Below are 19,194 nucleotides of genomic sequence, written 5' to 3' on the forward strand. Positions count from 1 at the left end.
ATTACTAAATAAGCAGTTAAAAACCTATTATTAATATCTTGACTCTTTTTAAGATTCATCCTTTATTTGCATAAAGAAGTACAATTACTTTCTTTTTTACATTATTAACTATTTAATTTAAATATCTTAATTTCGTCTTATTTCTCTATTTTTTATTTTTTGTATCTTTAAAGAAGTTATCTTTTTATTTCTTAGATAAATAAAATAGAAATCTCTAATATTAAAAAATGCACAATATAACATTGTGCATAAAATATTTTAAGATTCTCATTTTAATTTAAATGAAGCTGTCACTGTAAAGGCACTTACCAAGGCTATTGAAACTGCTAAATAAATTCCAGTCTCTAAATCAAATATAAATCTTCCTGCTCAAGCATTTGTAAATGGTTCCATGCAATATTTAAATATATTTAAATAAGTTGCATATTTTAGAACTGGACTATTCATAATTAAATCAATTGGTAAGAATGAACCACCTAAAAAAGCAATTGGCATATATATAATATTTGAAACTGCAATATAAGTTGTTGTTGATTTAAATATACTTGCCAATAGCATTCCCATTGCGACTGCTTGAACTAAGGTCAACAATAAAAATGGAATTGATTCTCCAAATTGTACTGGTAAAGCAACATTTGCTCATCCAAACTCGCCACCAAACATTATTCCAGCTCAAAGTAAAGTTCATAAGAATCCCATAAGCATGAAAACAATTCCCATTGCTACAACAGTTAGTATAAAGAATATCGGTTTTATATTTGTTGCACCAATTCTTTTCATAAGAACACTATTTTTAAATTCTAAAATTGTTTGTGGAATTATAAAAACCCCCACAGAAATTATTTGCATTATTGCTAATGAGCCTATTAAGTTATGTAATAAAGCATATTTAGGTTGACCACTTGATCCAGGCATTTCCATTGTTTTGAAAACAAACCCTTCAAGAAATAGAAGAATCAATGGGAAGAAAAATAAGAAGAATGGAACTGCAAAACCCTTCGCATAGTATTTCATTAAAAGTTTTATTAAAGGAAGGTTTTTCCCTTTATTTTTTTCACTATTAATAATTCTATCTAATTTATTTTTATTTTCCTTATCTGATTTTTCAATATCTTTTTTTAAATCAGCTGATTTTTCTTCTTTAAATTTTTTTCAAGTAAAATTATGAACTGACCCATATTGTTTTACTAAATCTTTAACAAGTCCTTGTTCTCTAATTTTTCCATTATGAATATAGATATATTTATCACAAAGCTCTTCAATTTCACTCATCATATGTGTTACCAAAATCATAGCTTTATTTTTACTTACAACATTTTCTTTAATAACATCAAAGATTTCACTTCTAACTTCAATATCTAATCCTGTTGAAATCTCATCAAAGATAACTAAATCAGGATTGTGAATTAAACTTAGCAGTATATTTACTCTTTGTTGTTGACCACCACTTAAACCCTCTAAAAATTTATTTTTAAAATTTTCAATTTGAAATTTTCTTAGGATTTCAATTAATTTTCCCTGAGTCATTGGTATATTAAAAGTTTCTAAATAATACTTAATCATATCCAAAACTGTAATTCCAATTGGATATTTTGATTCTTGGAATTGTAATCCAATTGTCATATTTTCTTGTCTTTTAATTTTACCTAAAGTTGGTTTTCTAATACCTCCAAGTATTTCACTCAAAGTCGATTTTCCCCCACCATTAGGACCAATAATACCAATTCTATCTCCTGGATTTATCACTAAACTAACATCATCTAATGCATTTTTATTTTTATAAGTTTTTGTAATATTAGTGATCTCAATTAAAGGGATTGTTTCGTCAATACCCAATTCTTTTTTGTTTATTTGTTCTTTTTCTATCATAATTATTCCTCTCATTTAAATTTTAGACTCAATAAGTATAATACCTTTATCTTAGTTTTAATTTAGCAATAAAAACTAAAAAATATTTTATAAATACTGATTTTTTTTAATAAAATAATAATGTTGAAAAACACAAAGGGAGAAAAATAATGAAAAAAATACTATCGATATTATCAGCGTTTGGATTGAGTGGTACTGGATTTTTAGCAACTGCTAATGTTGTTTCATGTACAAATGATATTGAATTGCCAGAACAGCCAAAATCATATGAAGAAGCAGAAGCACAAGCAAATATTCATAAAGAAAAATATGAAAAGCTTAAAGCTGAAATTCAAAATGAAATGCCCGATTTTCAAACTGAAAAAGAAGCAATTAATTGAGCTCTTAAAAGTACAAAATATCAAGAAACTTTGATTGAGGCGACATGAGCTTTTGCTTATATGGTTAAGGCTTTATGATTTTTACAAGGAGAACAACCAACAGAGTCTATTGAAGAATATGAAGCAAATATGAACGACGCTAATACACAAAAAGTACTAACATCAAAAAGCAAAAAGAGTATAAATTCAATAATTAATTGAGCTAAAATTAGTCCTTTATCATAATTATAGATATTAAAAAACCTCTTATTAGAATAAGAGGTTTTTTAATATCTTTTAAACAAATTTAACCCATTAGACCTGCATCATATAGATTTTTAAAGTGTCCAGTTTTACTTTTTAATTCACTAAAACTTCCAACTTGAGCAATTCCTTTTTCTGGAGCTAATACTATAATTGTATCAACATTTTTTATTGTACTTAATCTATGTGCAATTGTAACAGTTGTTCTCCCCTTCATTAGACTATCTAATTTAGATTGAATTTCTTTTTCAACTATATTATCTAAAGCACTTGTTGCTTCATCTAAAATTAATAATTGAGGATCTTTTAAGAACATTCTTGCAATTACTAATCTTTGTTTTTGTCCACCAGACAACATAAATCCACGCTCACCAAGAATAGTATTATAGCCTTCTGGTCATGTCATTACTAAATCATGTAATTCAGCTAATTTTGCTGCCTCTATTGCTTCTTCATCACTTGCATCAAAACGTCCATATTTTATATTGTCAAGAACATCTCCAAATAAAATTTGAGGTTCTTGTTCAACATAACCAACTTTGTCTAAGTAACTTGATAAATTTACATCTCTTAAATCATTAGTTCCATTTATTAAAATTTGACCTTTAAATGGATCATAGAATCTTAATAAGAGTTTTGCAATTGTTGATTTTCCAGCTCCAGTTTCACCAACAAAAGCATATGATTTACCATGCTCAAATGTAAATGAAAATTTTGGAATAATAACTTTTTCTGGTTTTTCTGGGTATCTAAATTCAACATCTTTAAAAATAATTTCTTTATCGATATTTTCAATCTTAATTCCTTCTTCAGGATTATAATGTGGATCAATTCTTGATTTTGAAGTTATAATTTCATCAATTCTTACAGCTGAAGTTGAAGCTTGAATTAATCCTATTTGTAACCTCGCTACTTGCATAACTGGTCCAACCATTGTTCCAACAGATGATATAAATGATGTTAAAACAACAGAAATTGTTGTTGGATCATCATGTCATTTTATTGCAGCTGCAATAACAATTATCATCTGAATTGAACTTATTCCTGCCACTAAAATAGTTACTATTGTAGATTGTAACTTAATTAAGCTACTTGATTTTTTAAAGTAATCTTTATGAATTTCTTTAAATCTTTCAGTTTCATAATTTTCAGTTCCAGAAGCTTTAATAAGTCTAACTGTAGCAATTCTATCTGTTACATCTCCATTAATTGATGTTATAGAATCTCTTGTTTTAAAAGCAGCCTTTTTTACAATTCCAAAACTTGAAAAAATTGATGTTACAATTACAATCATTGTTATTATTACAACTATTGTTAAATAAGTATCTATTGTAAACATCATAATTAATGCTCCAAAAAATGTAAATGATGCATTTAACATTGTTACTGGGATTTGTTGTGCTTGATCTCCAATAATTTGTGTATCTGAAACAATTTTTGTTAAAATCTCTCCAATTTTTTTATCAGAATAATAACTCATATCTTGTTTTACTAATTTTTCTAGAGTTTTATTTCTTAATTCAATTTCTACATTTTTTCCCATTATTCCTGCTAAGTAATTTGAAGCAAAAGTAAATATTGCTAATGATGCAAATAATCCAAGTTGCACATAAATTCAATCTACTCAAGTTAAATTAAAACCAAATAATGGTGTAGTAGTAATTGGTTCTCCCTGACCTTCACGTGGAGGAACTAATATTATCATAATATTTTGAATAATTTTAGGACTTAAAACTCCTGCAACTGAAGAAGCAAGTGTCAGTATAACTAAAAAAATACCAACTATAGGATGTTTTTTTAAATAATGAAAAATAATTGCAAAAAATGCTTTTCCACTTTTTTTCTTTTTAAAATCATTATTATTAGATTTTTTTGTATTTTCTTCTGAAATTAATTCTTCAGTAATATTTTTATTTGACATTTCTTCACCTTTTTCTTAAAAATTATACATTAAAAGGCAAAAAAAAGAGAGATAAATCTCTCTTTGAATTAAATAACTTTTATCATTTGTGTGTCGGGAATAAAATGATTAGTTAATTTATACTTAGTTTTTTTAGGCCTAAGCCTTACAAGTGTGATATCTCTATCACAAATTCATTATATCATTATTAGATTTGATTTAATATATCTTTTGCATTTTCTACTAATTTTGCCCCGTCTTTTATTAATTTATTTGTAGAATTCCTAGAATAGATACTATCAGGAATTGCAAAGACCTCTTTACCTTCGTTTATTGAAAATGAGAACAGTTTTTTTATAATATCTTTTTCTTTAAATTGAATAAAAAGAATTGCTTTTGAGATACCACAAATCATTCTATTTGCATAGTCTCCCATAATATTAATAATATTACTATTAGATTCATATACTTCTGTAATTGCCAATAAATTTTTTCTTTCTGGTACATCAATTGTTTTTCTAAGATAATCTTTCATGCTTTCTTCAATTATTTTAATTAATTTATAATCATTTTTAAATCCAGTATCCAATACCTCATTATTAACACCAATATTTTCAATTGTTGAAAATACAGTACCCTCTTCATTTAAGTCTCTCATAAACGTTTGTGTACTTTTAATGCCATAATCATTAATTTCTTCTCCCCCAACCAAAGCAATTGTTTTATTATGTTTAGAGATAAGAGATATATCACCTTTGTAAAATATCACAAATGGTGGTTTATGGGTATTTTTTAAGTAATTTGGATATAACGGACTTAAGATAGTTATAAAATTACAATCAATTGAATTTGAAACTTCATCCAAATCTTTATGAGTTATTTTTTCTTTTATATCCAAAGCATTATAGATTTGATCTCAATCACCATTATATTTTATTGAAAAATATAATAATACATTTTCCATTAATTTAATTGAAAAATTTTATTTGCAACTAATTCATTTCCATATTTATTATTTTCTGCATTTCCGAAAGATACAATTCTTCCTTCAACACCAATATAGGATTGATCAAAATATTCATATTCTTCTCCTAAAATATTGGATCAAACTTTTACATTTATAAAATCATCAATAGTTTCTCCCGATTTAGTTTTATAATTTCTTGGTACTTTTAAAACAAATTTATATAATTTTTTTTGACCATCTTTAGAATCAAAGACAACTTGAGGTTCACCTTCCATTTGGCCAATAATAGTTACATTATTCATATCAATACTCCTCCTACTATTAATATCGACATAAAATTAAAAAAAATAATTGATTAATCAATTATTTTTTTACTTTTAAAATCTCTAATTTTTTCTTTATATACTTCTTTTTCTTGTTTTAAATCATCTTTTAATTTAAGTTTTAATTTTTCTTTTTCTTCTTTTGTTAAGTCCTTATTTTTTAGTTGTTTCATTGTAGAAGAGTTTAAAGTAATAATTTTATTAGTATGTTCGTCCTTTAAACCTTTATTTTCAAGAATTCTTTGTTGGGATTTAATTCCCTTTTCACTTAAAAGATTTGATCCTTCTTCAATAAGTCCCTCTGATTTTGCAACAATTGTTGCAACAGCTACACCTCCAACAACATTTGCTCCTGTTCTTCCCATATCAAATAAACCATCTAATGGTGCAATTAGTTGTAGAACACTTCCTGCATAACCACCAAATCCAATTCCTCCTAATACCCCAACAGTAACAACTGTTGCAGTTCCAGGAACACCAGCTATTCCAAGTGATGCAATGACAGTAACAAACAAAGCCATTATAAAGAATGTAAATAATCCCATATCATGAACAGCACTTCCTGAACCAGTTCCTGTTCATAGAATACTTGTAGCTAATCCTGATTGAACTCCAGCACAAGCAATCAATCCCATAGTTGTAGAAATTGGTTGAATTGTATTAGCAGCTCTTCCATTTACTTTCATATCTTGTGTTAATGTTTCCATTGCAATTGGTAAGGATGCATTGGAAGATTGAGTAGAGAAACCTTGTATTAAAGGTTTTCAAGCATTTTTTCATCAAGCGCCAACTTTGATTCCACTTAAGAAAATTTCTAGTGTTAATAGACCTAAGGCAATTGCAACACCTAGATAACCTACTCCTATAATTTTTCCAATTGAAACTAATGCCCCTATTGGTCTTGAAGTAATTGAAACAGTAATCATAGACATAACAGCCAATGGCATTATTTTCATAAATGTCATTAAAATTGACATCATAACATCTCATCCTGTATCCATAGCTTTTCTAATTGCTTCCATTTCAACATGTTTTCTTTTTGATAGAATTTTTATACTTCCACCAGCTAAAGCACCAACTACCATTACAGGAATAATTGTGTTTTTAGATAAAGCTCCTACGATATTATTGGGAATATAATCTCAAATTATTTGCGGTAAAGGTACATTGTCTTTACCAGTAACAGAAGAATCAGGTGTTAATTCAAATCCTTTTCCTACTTTTACTAATAATCCTATAAAGAAAGTTATTGTAAACATTACAGCCACATTAAATAATAATAGAGCAATCCCCTTTGCTGTAATTCTTCCTAAACCAGTTTCACCAGGTTTAGATGTTATTTTAAATATTGCAATAAATACAATTGGCACTGTTAATAAGTAAACTCCATTTATAAATATATTTTTAAAGAATGAAGCTCAGATATTTAACTCATAAATTCAATATAATTCATTTCCTGGTTTGGAAATTTCTTCAAATGAATCTGAATTAGGAAAACCAACAATGGATTGTAAAACAATACCAAATATTAACCCAATTGACATTCCGAGTATAACTCTGTACATAAATGCAAATTTATATTTCTTTAAAAAGAATCATAAACCTACTTGTAAAGAAATAAATATAGTTATAGCTACAAGTGATTGTCATGTACTAATAGCTACAAAATCTCTAAGTAAATTATGACCTTGTTCTTCTGCTAAGAATTGCATATAATCTCTCCTTTTTTTATTTGTTTAACTTAGATAAAGCGATATGAATAATATCGACAGTTCTTGAAAATGGTGGAGCATAAGGTAAATCAATTTGTTCTAAATCAGAGTTTACTTTTGCCTTTTGCCAAATTAAAACTGCCAAAGCATAAATTCTTAAAACAGAACTATTACTTCCAGCCATTTGAGCTCCCACTATTTCTTTTGTATTTTCATTAATTATCAATTTAAGATATAAGTCTTTTTGATTTGGAGTATAGTTCGTGTGATCCTTATCTTTAATAAAAACAGATTTTATATTCATATTATTTTTTAATGCCATTTGTTCTGTTATTCCAGTTCTTGCTATCTCTAAATCAAAAATTCTTAACATTGAACTTTGAATAGAACCAACAAATTTTGCTTTTTTTCCAGAAATATTATCTGCTATCACTTTTGCAAATTTACTTGCAACTGTAGCTAATGGTGAATAAATATCTTGATTATTAATATAATCCTTAGAGGTTGCACAATCGCCAGCTGCATAAACACCTTTAACATTTGTTTCACCCTTTTGATTAACAATAATTGTTCCTCTGTCATTCATTTTTAACTCACTATTTTTTAAGAATAAAGTATTTGGTTGAAAACCAACAGAAAGTAAAACTGCATCTGCTTTAATTTCTTTACCACTTTTTAATAAAATTGAACTAACCTTTTTATTTTTCAATTTTATTTCTACTAATTGTTCTCCAAGTAAAGTATTAATTTTTTTATCAATTAATTTTTCTTCTATTAAATTAGAAATTTCTTCATCAAAAGCCTTTTTCATAACTTTTGACTCCATTTCCAATAAATATACTTGTTTATTCAATTCAGTAAGACTTTCTGTCATTTCTAATCCAATAAAACCAGCTCCAACAACAACAATTTTTTTGATTTTGTCATTATTAATTATTTTTTCCTTTAATAAAACTCCATCTTCTAATGTTGTAAGAGAAAAAACATTTTCTCCATCAACACCACTAACATTTGGCTTAATAGGCTTTGCCCCTACTGCTAAAACTAAATTATCGTAATCTTCAAATTGACCATTAAAAAATACTTTTTTATTTTTGAAGTCAACTGAATCTACTTTTGTATTAGATATAATTTTAATACCTGTTTTTTCAAACTCTTCTTTTGTTCTTGCTATTAAAATATTTTTATCTTCAAAATTATTTGCAACAAAATATGGAAGTCCACATGCTCCAAGAGAAACGTAATCCTTTTCTTGTATAACAGTTATTTCTATACTAGGATCATTTCTCTTAAGTCTAGCAGCAACACCCATTCCAGTTGCACTACCGCCAATAATTAATGTCTTCATTTTTCTCCTTACCTTTAGCTTGCAATATATTAATGCCAATATTATTATAAGTACTAAATTCGCTTTTTTCATTTTAAATATAAAAAAATAATGACAAGCATTATTTTTTTATATTTCTAAGAATTTTTTCAAATCTTTAAATAATAATTCACATTTAGACATTGCAGCCTCTTCATTATTACTTACACAAATAAAATATATTTTTATTTTTGGTTCAGTTCCCGAAGGCCTTACTGCAAATCAACTTCCATCTTCAAAGTAAAACTTCATTAAATTTTGTCCAGGCATATTGAATAAACCGTCAATATAATCTTCAACATAATTTAACTTTAAGCCACCCATTGATGAAAATTCTTCTTCTCTAAGTTTTTTCATAATAGGCTCTACTTTTGATTTAATTTCTTCCGGCTTAAAATTTAAGTTTTCAGTGTATGTATAATAATATCCATATTTAGCATATAGATCATTTAATACATCTATTAAAGTTTTACCTTTTTGTTTATAATATCATGCTGCTTCAACTAACATTGTTGTTGCTTGAATTCCATCTTTATCTCTTGTTGATGAATCAAGAACATATCCATAACTTTCTTCGTATGCAAATACAAAATTTAGATCTCTTTCAGGCTCTTTTAAAATTTCTGAACCCATTCATTTAAAACCTGTTAGAGTTTTTATAACTTTAACATTATAAGTTTCATTTGCTATTCTATCACCTAAATCACTTGTAACAAAACTTGAGTACATAGCTGGATTTTTAGGAGTTAACTTATGTTTTTTCATTTGACTTAATTTTCATTCAATTAATAATGGACCAGTTTGATTACCATCAATTCTAATTCATTTTCCCTTATGATTAACAGCACAACCAATTCTATCTGCATCTGGATCTTGAATAATTATAATTGAAGCATCTTTATGTTTTTCTCCATATTCTAAAGGAATTTTTCAAGCAGGTTCAAATTCTGGATTTGGATTACCAACATTTTTAAACGTTGCATCTTCAAATGCATGTTCTTTTACTTCTATTACTTCATAACCAAAACTTCTCAATAATGGTGGAGTAAATTCAGTTCCTGTTCCATTAACAGCTGAATAAATCATTTTAAATTTATCTCTTGATTCATTCTTATAAAATTGTAAATTTTCAATCATTTCTTTATATTTTTTTAATACATTTTGAGGAACAACTTCTAAAAGAGTTTTATCAAACTTATAATTTCAATTTAAAATATCACTTATTTCTTCCATATATTCAGCAATTATTTTTGTATCTTCATCAATTAATTGACATCCAAATTCATCATAAATTTTATATCCATTATAAACTGCAGGATTATGACTTGCAGTAATTACAATTCCTCCAATGGCATTTAATTGCTTGGTTGCAAAAGAAACTACTGGAGTTGGTTTCATAATATTATCTTTAAATAAATATGCTTTAATTCCAAAACTTGTTAAAATCTCAGCAGCTAATTGAGAAAATTCTTTTGAGAATTTTCTATTATCATGACCAATAACAACACCTCTATTTAAAACATCTCCATATTTTGATAACAATAATTTTGCATAACTCATTGTCACTTTTTTAATTGTGTATAAATTAAATCTACCTGGTCCGGCACCAAGAATACCTCTTATACCAGCAGTTCCAAATTCTAATTGTATATTAAATGCAGCATTTAATTCATCATCACTAGCTTTTAATAATTCCTCTTTTAAATTTTCATCTAAGTGATTAGATTTCAATCACTCCTGATAGACTTCATTATTTTTATTAAAATTCATGTTTTTTCTCCTTTAGAAATTTTATTGGTTTATAAGAAAATCTATGAATATCCAAAACACCAAACTCTTTAACTCTATTTTGGTGATCAATTGTACAATATCCCTTATTTTTTATAAAGTTATATTGTGGATATTTTAAATGATAATTATTCATTATCCTATCTCTATAAACTTTTGCTAAAATGCTTGCAGCTCCTATAGTAATGCTCAAGTTATCTCCCTTAATAATTTTTATGGTTTTACACAAATCTAATTCTATATTTTCTCCATCAATTAAGCAAACTTCTGGCTTAATTTTTAATTTTTTAATAGAATCTACCATTCCTATTTGACTTGTTTTCTTTGGATTAAATTCATCTACAAATTTTGAATCATATTCACAAATGCTATAGTCAATACAATTTTTTTTAATTTCATCAAACAATTCTTCTCTTTGCTTTTCATTTAATAATTTAGAATCTTTAATTTTAAAGTTGTTATACTCAGGTTTTAAAATTACAGTTGCTACAACAATTGGACCTGCCATTGCTCCCCTACCAACCTCATCACTTCCAGAAATTAAATTAACCTTATTTTCTTCTCTTATTTTTTGATCAAATAAGTATCTTGAGTTTTCTATCATTCCACTGTTAAATCACTTACTACTGTTGAATCTAAATCATTTTCTTTAATTGATTGCTTTGATATTTCCTTAATTTCAATTGGTTTTTCAAATGAGATTTTTCCCAAATTATTTTTAATAATGTCATGAATAAATAACTCAATAGCTCTTTCAACATCAGCTATTTCATCAAGAATTGTAAATTTATTTCTTTTAGCAATTTCTTCAAAGATAGTAAATGTATCATCATAATCTATTGGTCTTAATACATGCTTATTAATTTTATAAGTATTTTCAATTAATGATGGATATGAATTATAAATATATCTCATTAATTTAGTTGCCATTCTCTCTTTTGGAATGACATCTAATCTAATTGAATTAGTAGCAGCGCAATTACAAGCTACAGTTTCATTTTCAAACTTTGCAGGTAAAATACCAGGAGTATCAATCAATGTAATATTATTTGTCATTACAATTCTTTGCATACCCCTTGTTACTCCTGGCTTATTACCTATTTTTAAAGTCTTACCTCTTGAAAGCTTTGAAATAACAGTTGATTTTCCAACATTTGGAATACCAACAACTAAAACATTAAGTTGTGGATTTTCTATTCCCCGTTTTTTTTGTTTTAATTGTGATTCTTTTGTCATTTCATTTATAAGCTTTAAAACATCACTATAAATATCAGCTTGTTTATCTTTTACAATGTATGTTATATTTCCAATGGATTTAAAATATTCAGTCCATTGATTAGTTATCTCTTTATCTGATAAGTCAAATTTAGTTAAAATTATTAACCTTGGTCTAGTGTTTAGAACTTTTCTTAATAATGGATTTTGTGTTGAAAAAGGTGCTCTTGCATCAACAATTTCCATAACAAGATCTACTATAGAAATCTTTTGTTCAATTTCTTTAATACTTTTATTCATATGACCTGGGAATCAATTAAAACTTGATTTTTCATCATTCATAGGATTACCTCCTCAGTGATAGTATCATTTTATAGTTTAATTATTAAAAAATCTAATTTATTTTTTAATTATTTATGATACTTTTGGTTCTTATTTATTTTAAACCCTCTATAAATTTGTTCCAATAAAATTATTCTTACCAAATTATAAGGTAAAGTGATTAAGCCAAAACTAATTTTATTATTATGAATTTCTCTAAACTCTTGACTAAATCCATCACTTGGACCAATTATAAAACATATTTTCCCATTTTTATAATTTTGATTTTCTTCTATAGTTTCAGCAATTAATTCAGAACTATATTGCTTAGAGTTAATATCTAATAAAAATATTTCGTAATCTTTACTTTCTTGTAATTTTAAACTAATATTTTGCTCATTTTTTACCATATTAGATTTTATATCACCATGATCAAATTCATTAATTTCAATCATCTCTAAAATACAATGCTTTTTCAACTTATCAATGTATGCTTCATATACTTCTCTATATTCCTTATTAACTTTATTAAAACAAATTATTTTTATTTTCATATTTACTCCTAAAACTCCTATAATTATACACTTACATATTTATTCAAAAAGAAATATGATAAAATATAATTATATTTTGGAGGATATTTTATGGCTGAAAAAAATAAATTTTATTCAATTTTAGACTACAGACCACAATTTGAAAATATAGTTGATGCACTTGTGCCTGATATTCAATTTTCTTATTCTGCTATTATGAATAATTCAACTATTCAAACATATTTTAATATGATTTCACTTGAATATTATGGATATGAATACTATCAATTATTGAGATTAAATAAATTAGAATTTAAAGTTAGTGAAAGAGCATTAAACTTAACTATTTTAGAAATGGTTTATAATATAATTACACAAATCATTGCAAGAAAATGAAGATATTCTGAGTATATTGCATATGATATGTATATATTACCTTTACGTATTAAAAAATATATTAAGGCAATGAATTATGAATTTATAGAGTATGAAACTGCAAGTAAAAAACCAATTTTAAAATTAGTTGGACAACCTTCAAGAATTGTTGTTGAAGAATTGGTGGATGAATTTCATGATGATAGATTAAACTATGTTATAGAGCAATTTAGATCTACTGGTGAAGATGAAGTTGAAATGAAATTAATATTATTTAAAAGCATTTCTCTTTTCGCTCATGAGGGTGAAGCATTAATTTATCAAAAATTTGGAAAATATTTTGCAGAAAATTATTTTAAAGATGTTAAAAGTTTAGAATCTTATAAAGCAGATAATTTATCTGCAAAAGAAAAAAAACATGTGTCTAAAATTATTAATGATATTTTTAATATAACTTTACTTTCAGTCTTATTAATGTCAGACGCAATGAAAACTGGTGTATGAAAGAAAATGAAAGATATTGAAAAAAGAAGATTAGAATTAGAAAGTACTCAAAAAACAATTGAAGAAGCTAATAAAAAATTACAAGCTATTTCTCAAAGAGAAAAAGAGATAAAGAAAATTGAAATTAAATAAAACTCTCTAAGGTATTTTAATAAAATGAAACTTATTAAAATATATAGGGAGTTTTATTATTTTAAAATAGTAAAAATCTAATTATCAAAAAAATCTAATGATTTTACCAATAAAACCAATAAATAAAAACCAATAGATTATTATCTATTGGTTTTTTAATTTTAAAATTTCATTCCACCAAGATTTGGCATTTTTCCAGATTTAAGTGATTTAGTTAATTCAATAACTTGCTTTTTACCTTTATCAAATTGATTTAAAAGCTCATTAAATTCTTTTTCTGTTCTACCTGAACCTTTTAAAATTCTTTGCTTTCTAGTTATTGCTTTTAGAAGTCTTGGTTCTCTTCGTTCTTTTAATGTCATAGAAGTCATTAAAATATTTGCAACTCAAAGTTTTTGTTGAGCCTGATTAATTTGTGTTTCACTAACTTTACCATTTAATCCTGGAACCATTTTCATAATTCCTCCAAGATTTCCCATTTTTGCAACTTGTTCCATTTGATTTCTTAAATCTTCTAAATCAAATTGACCTGCAAACATTCTTTTCATTGTTTTTTCCATTGTTCTTTGGTCAACAACATCAGCTGCTTTTTCAAATAATGTTTCAACATCACCCATTCCAAGAATTCTATCAGCCATTCTTTTTGGGTAAAATTCAGCAAGAGCTCCAATTCCCTCACCTTCTCCAATAAATTTAATTGGCAGTTTTGTAATATCAGTTATTGAGAATGTTGCTCCCCCTCGAGCATCTCCATCAAGTTTTGTAACAATAACTCCTGTTAATTTTAATAAGTTATTAAATTCTTGTGACACGTTTATAATATCTTGTCCAGTCATTCCATCAACAGTAAGAATTATTTCCTGAGGAGAAACAACTTTTCTAATTTCATTAAGTTCATCCATTAATTGTTTATCAATTTGCAAACGACCTGCAGTATCTAAAATTATTACTTCATAACCATTTTTTTGAGCATAATCAACTGCTTGCTGTGCAGTTTTAACAGGACTTTGTTTGCCTTGTTCAAAAACATCTAGATTATTTTTTTGACCTAATTCAACTAATTGATCAATAGCTCCTGGTCTATAAATATCTAAACCAACCATTAGTGTTTTCTTTTTATTTTTTTTGGTAATTAAATGGGAAAGTTTACCAACTGTTGTTGTTTTACCAGCACCTTGTAAACCAACCATCATAATAATTGATGGCTTTTTATCTATTTCTAATGGTTTATTTGTTTTCCCTAAAATTTCAACTAGTTCTGCGTGAACTATTTTAACCATTTGTTGATCTGCTCTAACACCTTGTTCAATGAAAACACCTTGAGCTTTTTCTTCAATGTTTGCTATAAACTTTTTAACTACATCAATATTAACGTCTGCTTCTAAAAGAGCTAATCTAATTTCCCTTAATACATCTTTTACATTATCACTATTTAAAGTAGTTTTTTTTAAATTCTTTTCAATAGACTTTTTCATTCTATTGGCTAAAAAATCTCCAAATCCCATAGTTTCACTCCAATCTCAATTAATTATAACAAAAAACCCCATTTTTGAAATGCCAAAAAATAATTATAATTATCTAAAAAGTAAAGGTTAATAATAAATAAAATTATAGTTTTTTTAAATCTATAATTAAAAGTTTAATGAAGATAAATTAAAAACGCTAGTTGAAACTAGCGTTATAAATCTTAAGACAGGAATTTATTTTCCTTAGTTAACATTTCCTATAATCTTATTACTTCTCGTTTTTCACGGATTATAGTTATATAAATGTCTCCTGGAGTCTTATTTATTTTTTGAATGCTTTCTTTTAAATTTAAAGATATTTTTTTCATACTATAATCATCTACAACAGATGGATTTACCATAACTCTTATTTCTCTTCCTGCTTTAAGAACATAAACTTTAAGAACACCTTCTTGTTGTAAACAAATATCTTCAAGTTCTTGCATTCTTATAAAATATTGATCTGCATCATTATTTCTAGCTCCTGGCCTTGCAGCACTCATAGTATCTGCTATAGCTACAATTTCTGCATAGTATGTTTCTTTTTCAACATCATTATGATGTGATTCAACTGCATTAATTATTTCAGACTCTAGATTATATTTTTTTAGAATATCTACTCCTAATTTTACATGACTTCCTTCTTGCTCGAAGTCCACAGCTTTTCCAATATCATGTAAAAGACCGGATTTAAGTCCTATTTTTTCATCAAGACCCATCTCTAAAGCAATTTTTCTAGATATCTTTGCAACTTCAATTGAATGCTGCAAAGCATTCTGACCATAACTATGTCTAAATTTTAATTTACCTAGCATTTTAACTATTTCTTCAGGTAAATCATCAATATTTAAATTTAACATGACTTCATTTCCAATCTCCAAACAATGTTTATCCAATTTTTCTTCTTGAATTATTAATTGCTCTTCAATTGTAGCCGGATGAATTCTTGCTGTTTTTATAAGTTCGCTTAAAGTCAAATATGCAATTTCTCTTCTTATTGGATTAAAAGAAGATATTGTCACCCTATTTGGAGTATCATCAATAATTAAATCAACACCCCCATAAGATTGAAATGTTTTTATATTTCTTCCTTCTTTACCAATAATTTTACCTTTTCAAGAATCATTTTCAATTTCAAAAAAAGTTGTATTTTTTTCAGAAGTGATTTCAATATGACAACTTTGCATTGCATCTATTAAAATATCAGAAGCTTTTTTTTCAGCTCTAACTTTTAATTTATTTTCATAATCTTTAATTTTATTTGAAAGTTCATTTAAATATTTATTTTCTACAATATTAAATAATTCTGTTTTTATTTGATCTTCAGTTAAATTCGAAATATTTTCAAGAGCTAACTGAAATTTCTTTTTTTGAATGGCTAATTCATTTTTTATTTTATTTGCATTAATTTTGTCCTGAATTAGTTCTTCTTCCTTCTTATTCAAAATTTCTATTTCTTCAAAGAATTTTTCTTTTTTTTGTTTCAAATTTTTAGTTTCAATTAAAATTTCTTCTCGGATATATTCAGCATCATTTTCAGCATTAAGTTTTATTAAAGCTGCATCTGCTTTTGCTTCCGCAAGAATTTTCATTTTAACTTCTTTTGACTCGTCTAATGTTTTTTTTAAAATGTATTTGCGCTGACGAGACTTAATTAAATATACTATAACTGTACCTAATACAATTAAAAGCACTATTAAAAAAGATATTATCGCAATATACACATGTACTAAATCATCGTTCATAACTAGCATTGTTCTCCAATCCTAGAAAAGCGTGGTGTTGCCTTATGCAACGTTATTATTTTACATTAATTAATAACAATAGTATAAATAGCAAAGAAGATTTTATAAATAAAAAAAATAAACAAAAATAATAATATTTTTTATTTATTTGAAAATATTATCCAACATGTAGTTCAACTTCAAAAGTAAAACTCTGAGCTGATCAATTAAAAGAAGAATTCTCATTAATTGATTGGGCTTTTTTATATGTAATAATATAGTGAATATGTTCGTGCGAATGCTCTGCTTTAGAAATTATATTTTCATTAAAACTAAATGAGGCACTTTCACTCTCTTCTTTTACTGCACTAAAAAATAAAATTTCAAAGTTTTTTGTAGGTAAAATTGATTCATCCATAATTACATTTTCAACTTTTTTTGCAGCTTCTTCAATTGCATTAATTGCCTCCTCTTCTGTTTCAACAGCTACTTTATTTAAAACTTTTTGCAAATTTTTTACTGTATTTTCAATAGAGTTTACATTGTTACAAGCAATAACACTTGTGCTAGCTGTACCAATAAGTCCAAATGAACCCAATAAAGTCAAGATTTTTTTCATATATTTTTTCCTCTAATTTCTATTTCTAATATCTTTATTAGATATAAAAATTATAAATTAGATTTATTATTTTTATTTATAATTTTTATAAATAAAAATAATTTAAATTTAATAAAAAATTTTAAAATAAAAAAACTGCATTAAATACAGTTATAAATTTATTCAATACTTTCTTTAAGTTTAGCTTGAATCTCAAAGTATTTTTCTGGATTATTATTAAATCATTCCCTCACTGATTCTTTTCCTTGACCAATTTTTTCTTCACCATATGAATATCAAACTCCAGCTTTATTTAAAATATTATATATTGTAGCCATTTCAATAATTTCAAGATCTTTTTCTACACCTTTATTATATGCAATAGTAATTTGACAAGTTTTAAAAGGCGGTGCAACTTTATTTTTTACAACTTTAATTTTAACTTTATTTGCAGTTGCCTCACCATTTGTAGATATTGTTTCTCCTTTTCTTACTTCTAATCTTATAGATGAATAAAATCTTAAAGCTCTTCCACCAGGAGTTATTTCAGGACTTCCAAATATGACACCAACTTTTTCTCTCAATTGATTAATAAAAATTACTGTAGTATTAGTTTTCGAAACTATACCATTAATTTTCCTTAAAGCTTTTGACATCAATCTTGCTTGTAACCCAATTTGTTGATCTGACATTTCACCATCCAATTCTGCTTTAGGAACTAAAGCAGCAACAGAGTCAACTACAACTATATCAATAGTATTCGATTTAATTAACATTTCTAAAATATCTAAAGCCTGTTCACCTGAATCAGGTTGAGCCACAACTAAATTTTTAATATCTATACCAATATTTTGAGCATACTTTGGGTCTAATGCATGCTCTGCATCAATAAAAGCTGCCCTACCATTATTTTTTTGTGCTTCACAAATTGCATGTAAAGAAAGTGTAGTTTTACCACTTGATTCTGGTCCATAAATTTCTATAATTCTACCCTTAGGATATCCTCCTACGCCAATAGCTCTGTCAAGTAAAAAACTACCTGTTGGAATAACTTCAATTGCTGAATTAGCAGCATCTCCTAATTTCATAATTGATCCTTTTCCAAAAGTTTTTTCAATATCTTTTAATACACTTTTAAAAGCAGGATCATCATAAATATTATTATCACTCATATTTAAAAGCACCTCATTTGTATTTTTCTCTAATATTTTTTCTATCATATATTTTCCTCCTCAATTATCATTATCGACAATAAGGAATTAAAATTAAATTTCTAAAATTTTTTCAATAATAAATTCACTTGCTCTAAGTTTATACTCTTCTCTTGTAATACTTTCTTTAATAAAAAATTTATAAATAAAATTTTTATCTTTAAATCTAAAACCAATAAAGCTTAAACCAGATTTGTTATCTTCATATTTTGGTGGAGCATAACCTGTAAAGCCAATAACAATATCTGAATTAATTTTTTCACAAGTTTTTTCTAACATTAAAGCTAGAACTTCTTTTGAAACAACACTATATTTTTTAATTACTTCTATATCTATTCCTAAAATTTTTGTTTTAAAATCATCAGAATAACAAATAAATGAGCCTTTGAAATATTCACTAGCTCCAGAGATATTTGTTATTTGATTTGCAAAATACCCTCCTGTAAATGATTCACAAGTAGATAATGTTAAATTATTTAATTTTAAATATTCAAATAATTTTTTCATATACAAATCCTTAAAAAATAT

At 26.1% G+C, this 19,194-nt stretch carries 17 protein-coding genes; 2 read left to right on the forward strand and 15 right to left on the reverse strand.

Annotation, left to right across the window (positions count from 1 at the left end; all coding sequences use genetic code 4):
• Window positions 1-258: 258 nt before the first annotated feature.
• On the reverse strand, window positions 259-1,869 hold the full coding sequence (locus tag AACL04_RS03110; RefSeq protein WP_339029464.1) for an ABC transporter ATP-binding protein/permease: 1,611 nt from the start codon (window positions 1,867-1,869) through the stop codon (window positions 259-261).
• A 149-nt stretch (window positions 1,870-2,018) separates the two neighbouring features.
• Here AACL04_RS03110 and AACL04_RS03115 point away from each other — a divergent pair, with 149 nt between their 5' ends.
• Window positions 2,019-2,474, forward strand: a complete 456-nt coding sequence (locus AACL04_RS03115; protein WP_339029466.1) for a hypothetical protein — start codon at window positions 2,019-2,021, stop codon at window positions 2,472-2,474.
• 61 nt (window positions 2,475-2,535) lie between these two features.
• Here AACL04_RS03115 and AACL04_RS03120 read toward each other — a convergent pair whose 3' ends face one another.
• From AACL04_RS03120 to AACL04_RS03160, 9 genes are all read right to left on the reverse strand, one after another.
• Entirely contained in the window at window positions 2,536-4,413 is a 1,878-nt protein-coding gene (locus AACL04_RS03120) for an ABC transporter ATP-binding protein (RefSeq protein WP_339029467.1), read from the reverse strand.
• Window positions 4,414-4,600: 187 nt separating this feature from the next.
• Window positions 4,601-5,356, reverse strand: a complete 756-nt coding sequence (locus AACL04_RS03125; RefSeq protein WP_339029469.1) for a DNA-processing protein DprA — start codon at window positions 5,354-5,356, stop codon at window positions 4,601-4,603.
• Window positions 5,356-5,661 (reverse strand): single-stranded DNA-binding protein, encoded by a 306-nt coding sequence (locus AACL04_RS03130; RefSeq protein ID WP_339029471.1) that lies wholly within the window; start codon window positions 5,659-5,661, stop codon window positions 5,356-5,358. The genes AACL04_RS03125 and AACL04_RS03130 overlap by 1 nt, the downstream gene beginning before the upstream one ends.
• A 53-nt stretch (window positions 5,662-5,714) precedes the next feature.
• Complete coding sequence (locus AACL04_RS03135) at window positions 5,715-7,394, reverse strand: dicarboxylate/amino acid:cation symporter (protein WP_339029473.1); 1,680 nt, start codon at window positions 7,392-7,394, stop codon at window positions 5,715-5,717.
• A gap of 16 nt (window positions 7,395-7,410) precedes the next feature.
• Window positions 7,411-8,742: a CoA-disulfide reductase gene (locus AACL04_RS03140; protein ID WP_339029475.1), complete on the reverse strand. Its 1,332-nt coding sequence runs from the start codon at window positions 8,740-8,742 to the stop codon at window positions 7,411-7,413.
• A 108-nt stretch (window positions 8,743-8,850) separates the two neighbouring features.
• Window positions 8,851-10,530 (reverse strand): phospho-sugar mutase, encoded by a 1,680-nt coding sequence (locus tag AACL04_RS03145; protein WP_339029477.1) that lies wholly within the window; start codon window positions 10,528-10,530, stop codon window positions 8,851-8,853.
• Entirely contained in the window at window positions 10,520-11,152 is a 633-nt protein-coding gene (locus AACL04_RS03150) for a ribonuclease HII (RefSeq protein WP_339029478.1), read from the reverse strand. The genes AACL04_RS03145 and AACL04_RS03150 overlap by 11 nt, the downstream gene beginning before the upstream one ends.
• Complete coding sequence (gene ylqF, locus AACL04_RS03155; protein WP_339029479.1) at window positions 11,146-12,105, reverse strand: ribosome biogenesis GTPase YlqF; 960 nt, start codon at window positions 12,103-12,105, stop codon at window positions 11,146-11,148. The genes AACL04_RS03150 and ylqF overlap by 7 nt, the downstream gene beginning before the upstream one ends.
• 68 nt (window positions 12,106-12,173) lie before the next feature.
• Entirely contained in the window at window positions 12,174-12,638 is a 465-nt protein-coding gene (locus tag AACL04_RS03160; RefSeq protein WP_339029481.1) for a 23S rRNA (pseudouridine(1915)-N(3))-methyltransferase RlmH, read from the reverse strand.
• A gap of 90 nt (window positions 12,639-12,728) precedes the next feature.
• Between AACL04_RS03160 and AACL04_RS03165 the strand changes: the two genes are divergently transcribed.
• The gene (locus AACL04_RS03165; RefSeq protein ID WP_339029483.1) at window positions 12,729-13,628 is read left to right on the forward strand and encodes a hypothetical protein; all 900 of its coding nucleotides are present in this window, start codon (window positions 12,729-12,731) and stop codon (window positions 13,626-13,628) included.
• Window positions 13,629-13,789: 161 nt separating this feature from the next.
• Here the strand turns inward: AACL04_RS03165 and ffh are convergent, their stop codons facing one another.
• From ffh to AACL04_RS03190, 5 genes are all read right to left on the reverse strand, one after another.
• Entirely contained in the window at window positions 13,790-15,133 is a 1,344-nt protein-coding gene (ffh, locus tag AACL04_RS03170; RefSeq protein ID WP_339029485.1) for a signal recognition particle protein, read from the reverse strand.
• Window positions 15,134-15,351: 218 nt separating this feature from the next.
• Window positions 15,352-16,878 (reverse strand): ribonuclease Y, encoded by a 1,527-nt coding sequence (gene rny / locus AACL04_RS03175; protein ID WP_339029486.1) that lies wholly within the window; start codon window positions 16,876-16,878, stop codon window positions 15,352-15,354.
• A 157-nt stretch (window positions 16,879-17,035) separates the two neighbouring features.
• A complete protein-coding gene (locus AACL04_RS03180) occupies window positions 17,036-17,476 on the reverse strand; it encodes a lipoprotein (RefSeq protein WP_339029488.1) in 441 nt (146 codons plus the stop codon).
• A 158-nt stretch (window positions 17,477-17,634) separates the two neighbouring features.
• Window positions 17,635-18,675 (reverse strand): recombinase RecA, encoded by a 1,041-nt coding sequence (recA, locus tag AACL04_RS03185; RefSeq protein WP_339029489.1) that lies wholly within the window; start codon window positions 18,673-18,675, stop codon window positions 17,635-17,637.
• Between the two features lie 45 nt (window positions 18,676-18,720).
• Complete coding sequence (locus AACL04_RS03190; protein WP_339029491.1) at window positions 18,721-19,173, reverse strand: nicotinamide-nucleotide amidohydrolase family protein; 453 nt, start codon at window positions 19,171-19,173, stop codon at window positions 18,721-18,723.
• Between the last annotated feature and the right edge of the window lie 21 nt (window positions 19,174-19,194).

Origin of the sequence: Spiroplasma endosymbiont of Cantharis nigra, assembly GCF_964019925.1 — a bacterium.
Lineage (GTDB): Bacteria > Bacillota_I > Bacilli_A > Mycoplasmatales > Mycoplasmataceae > Spiroplasma_A.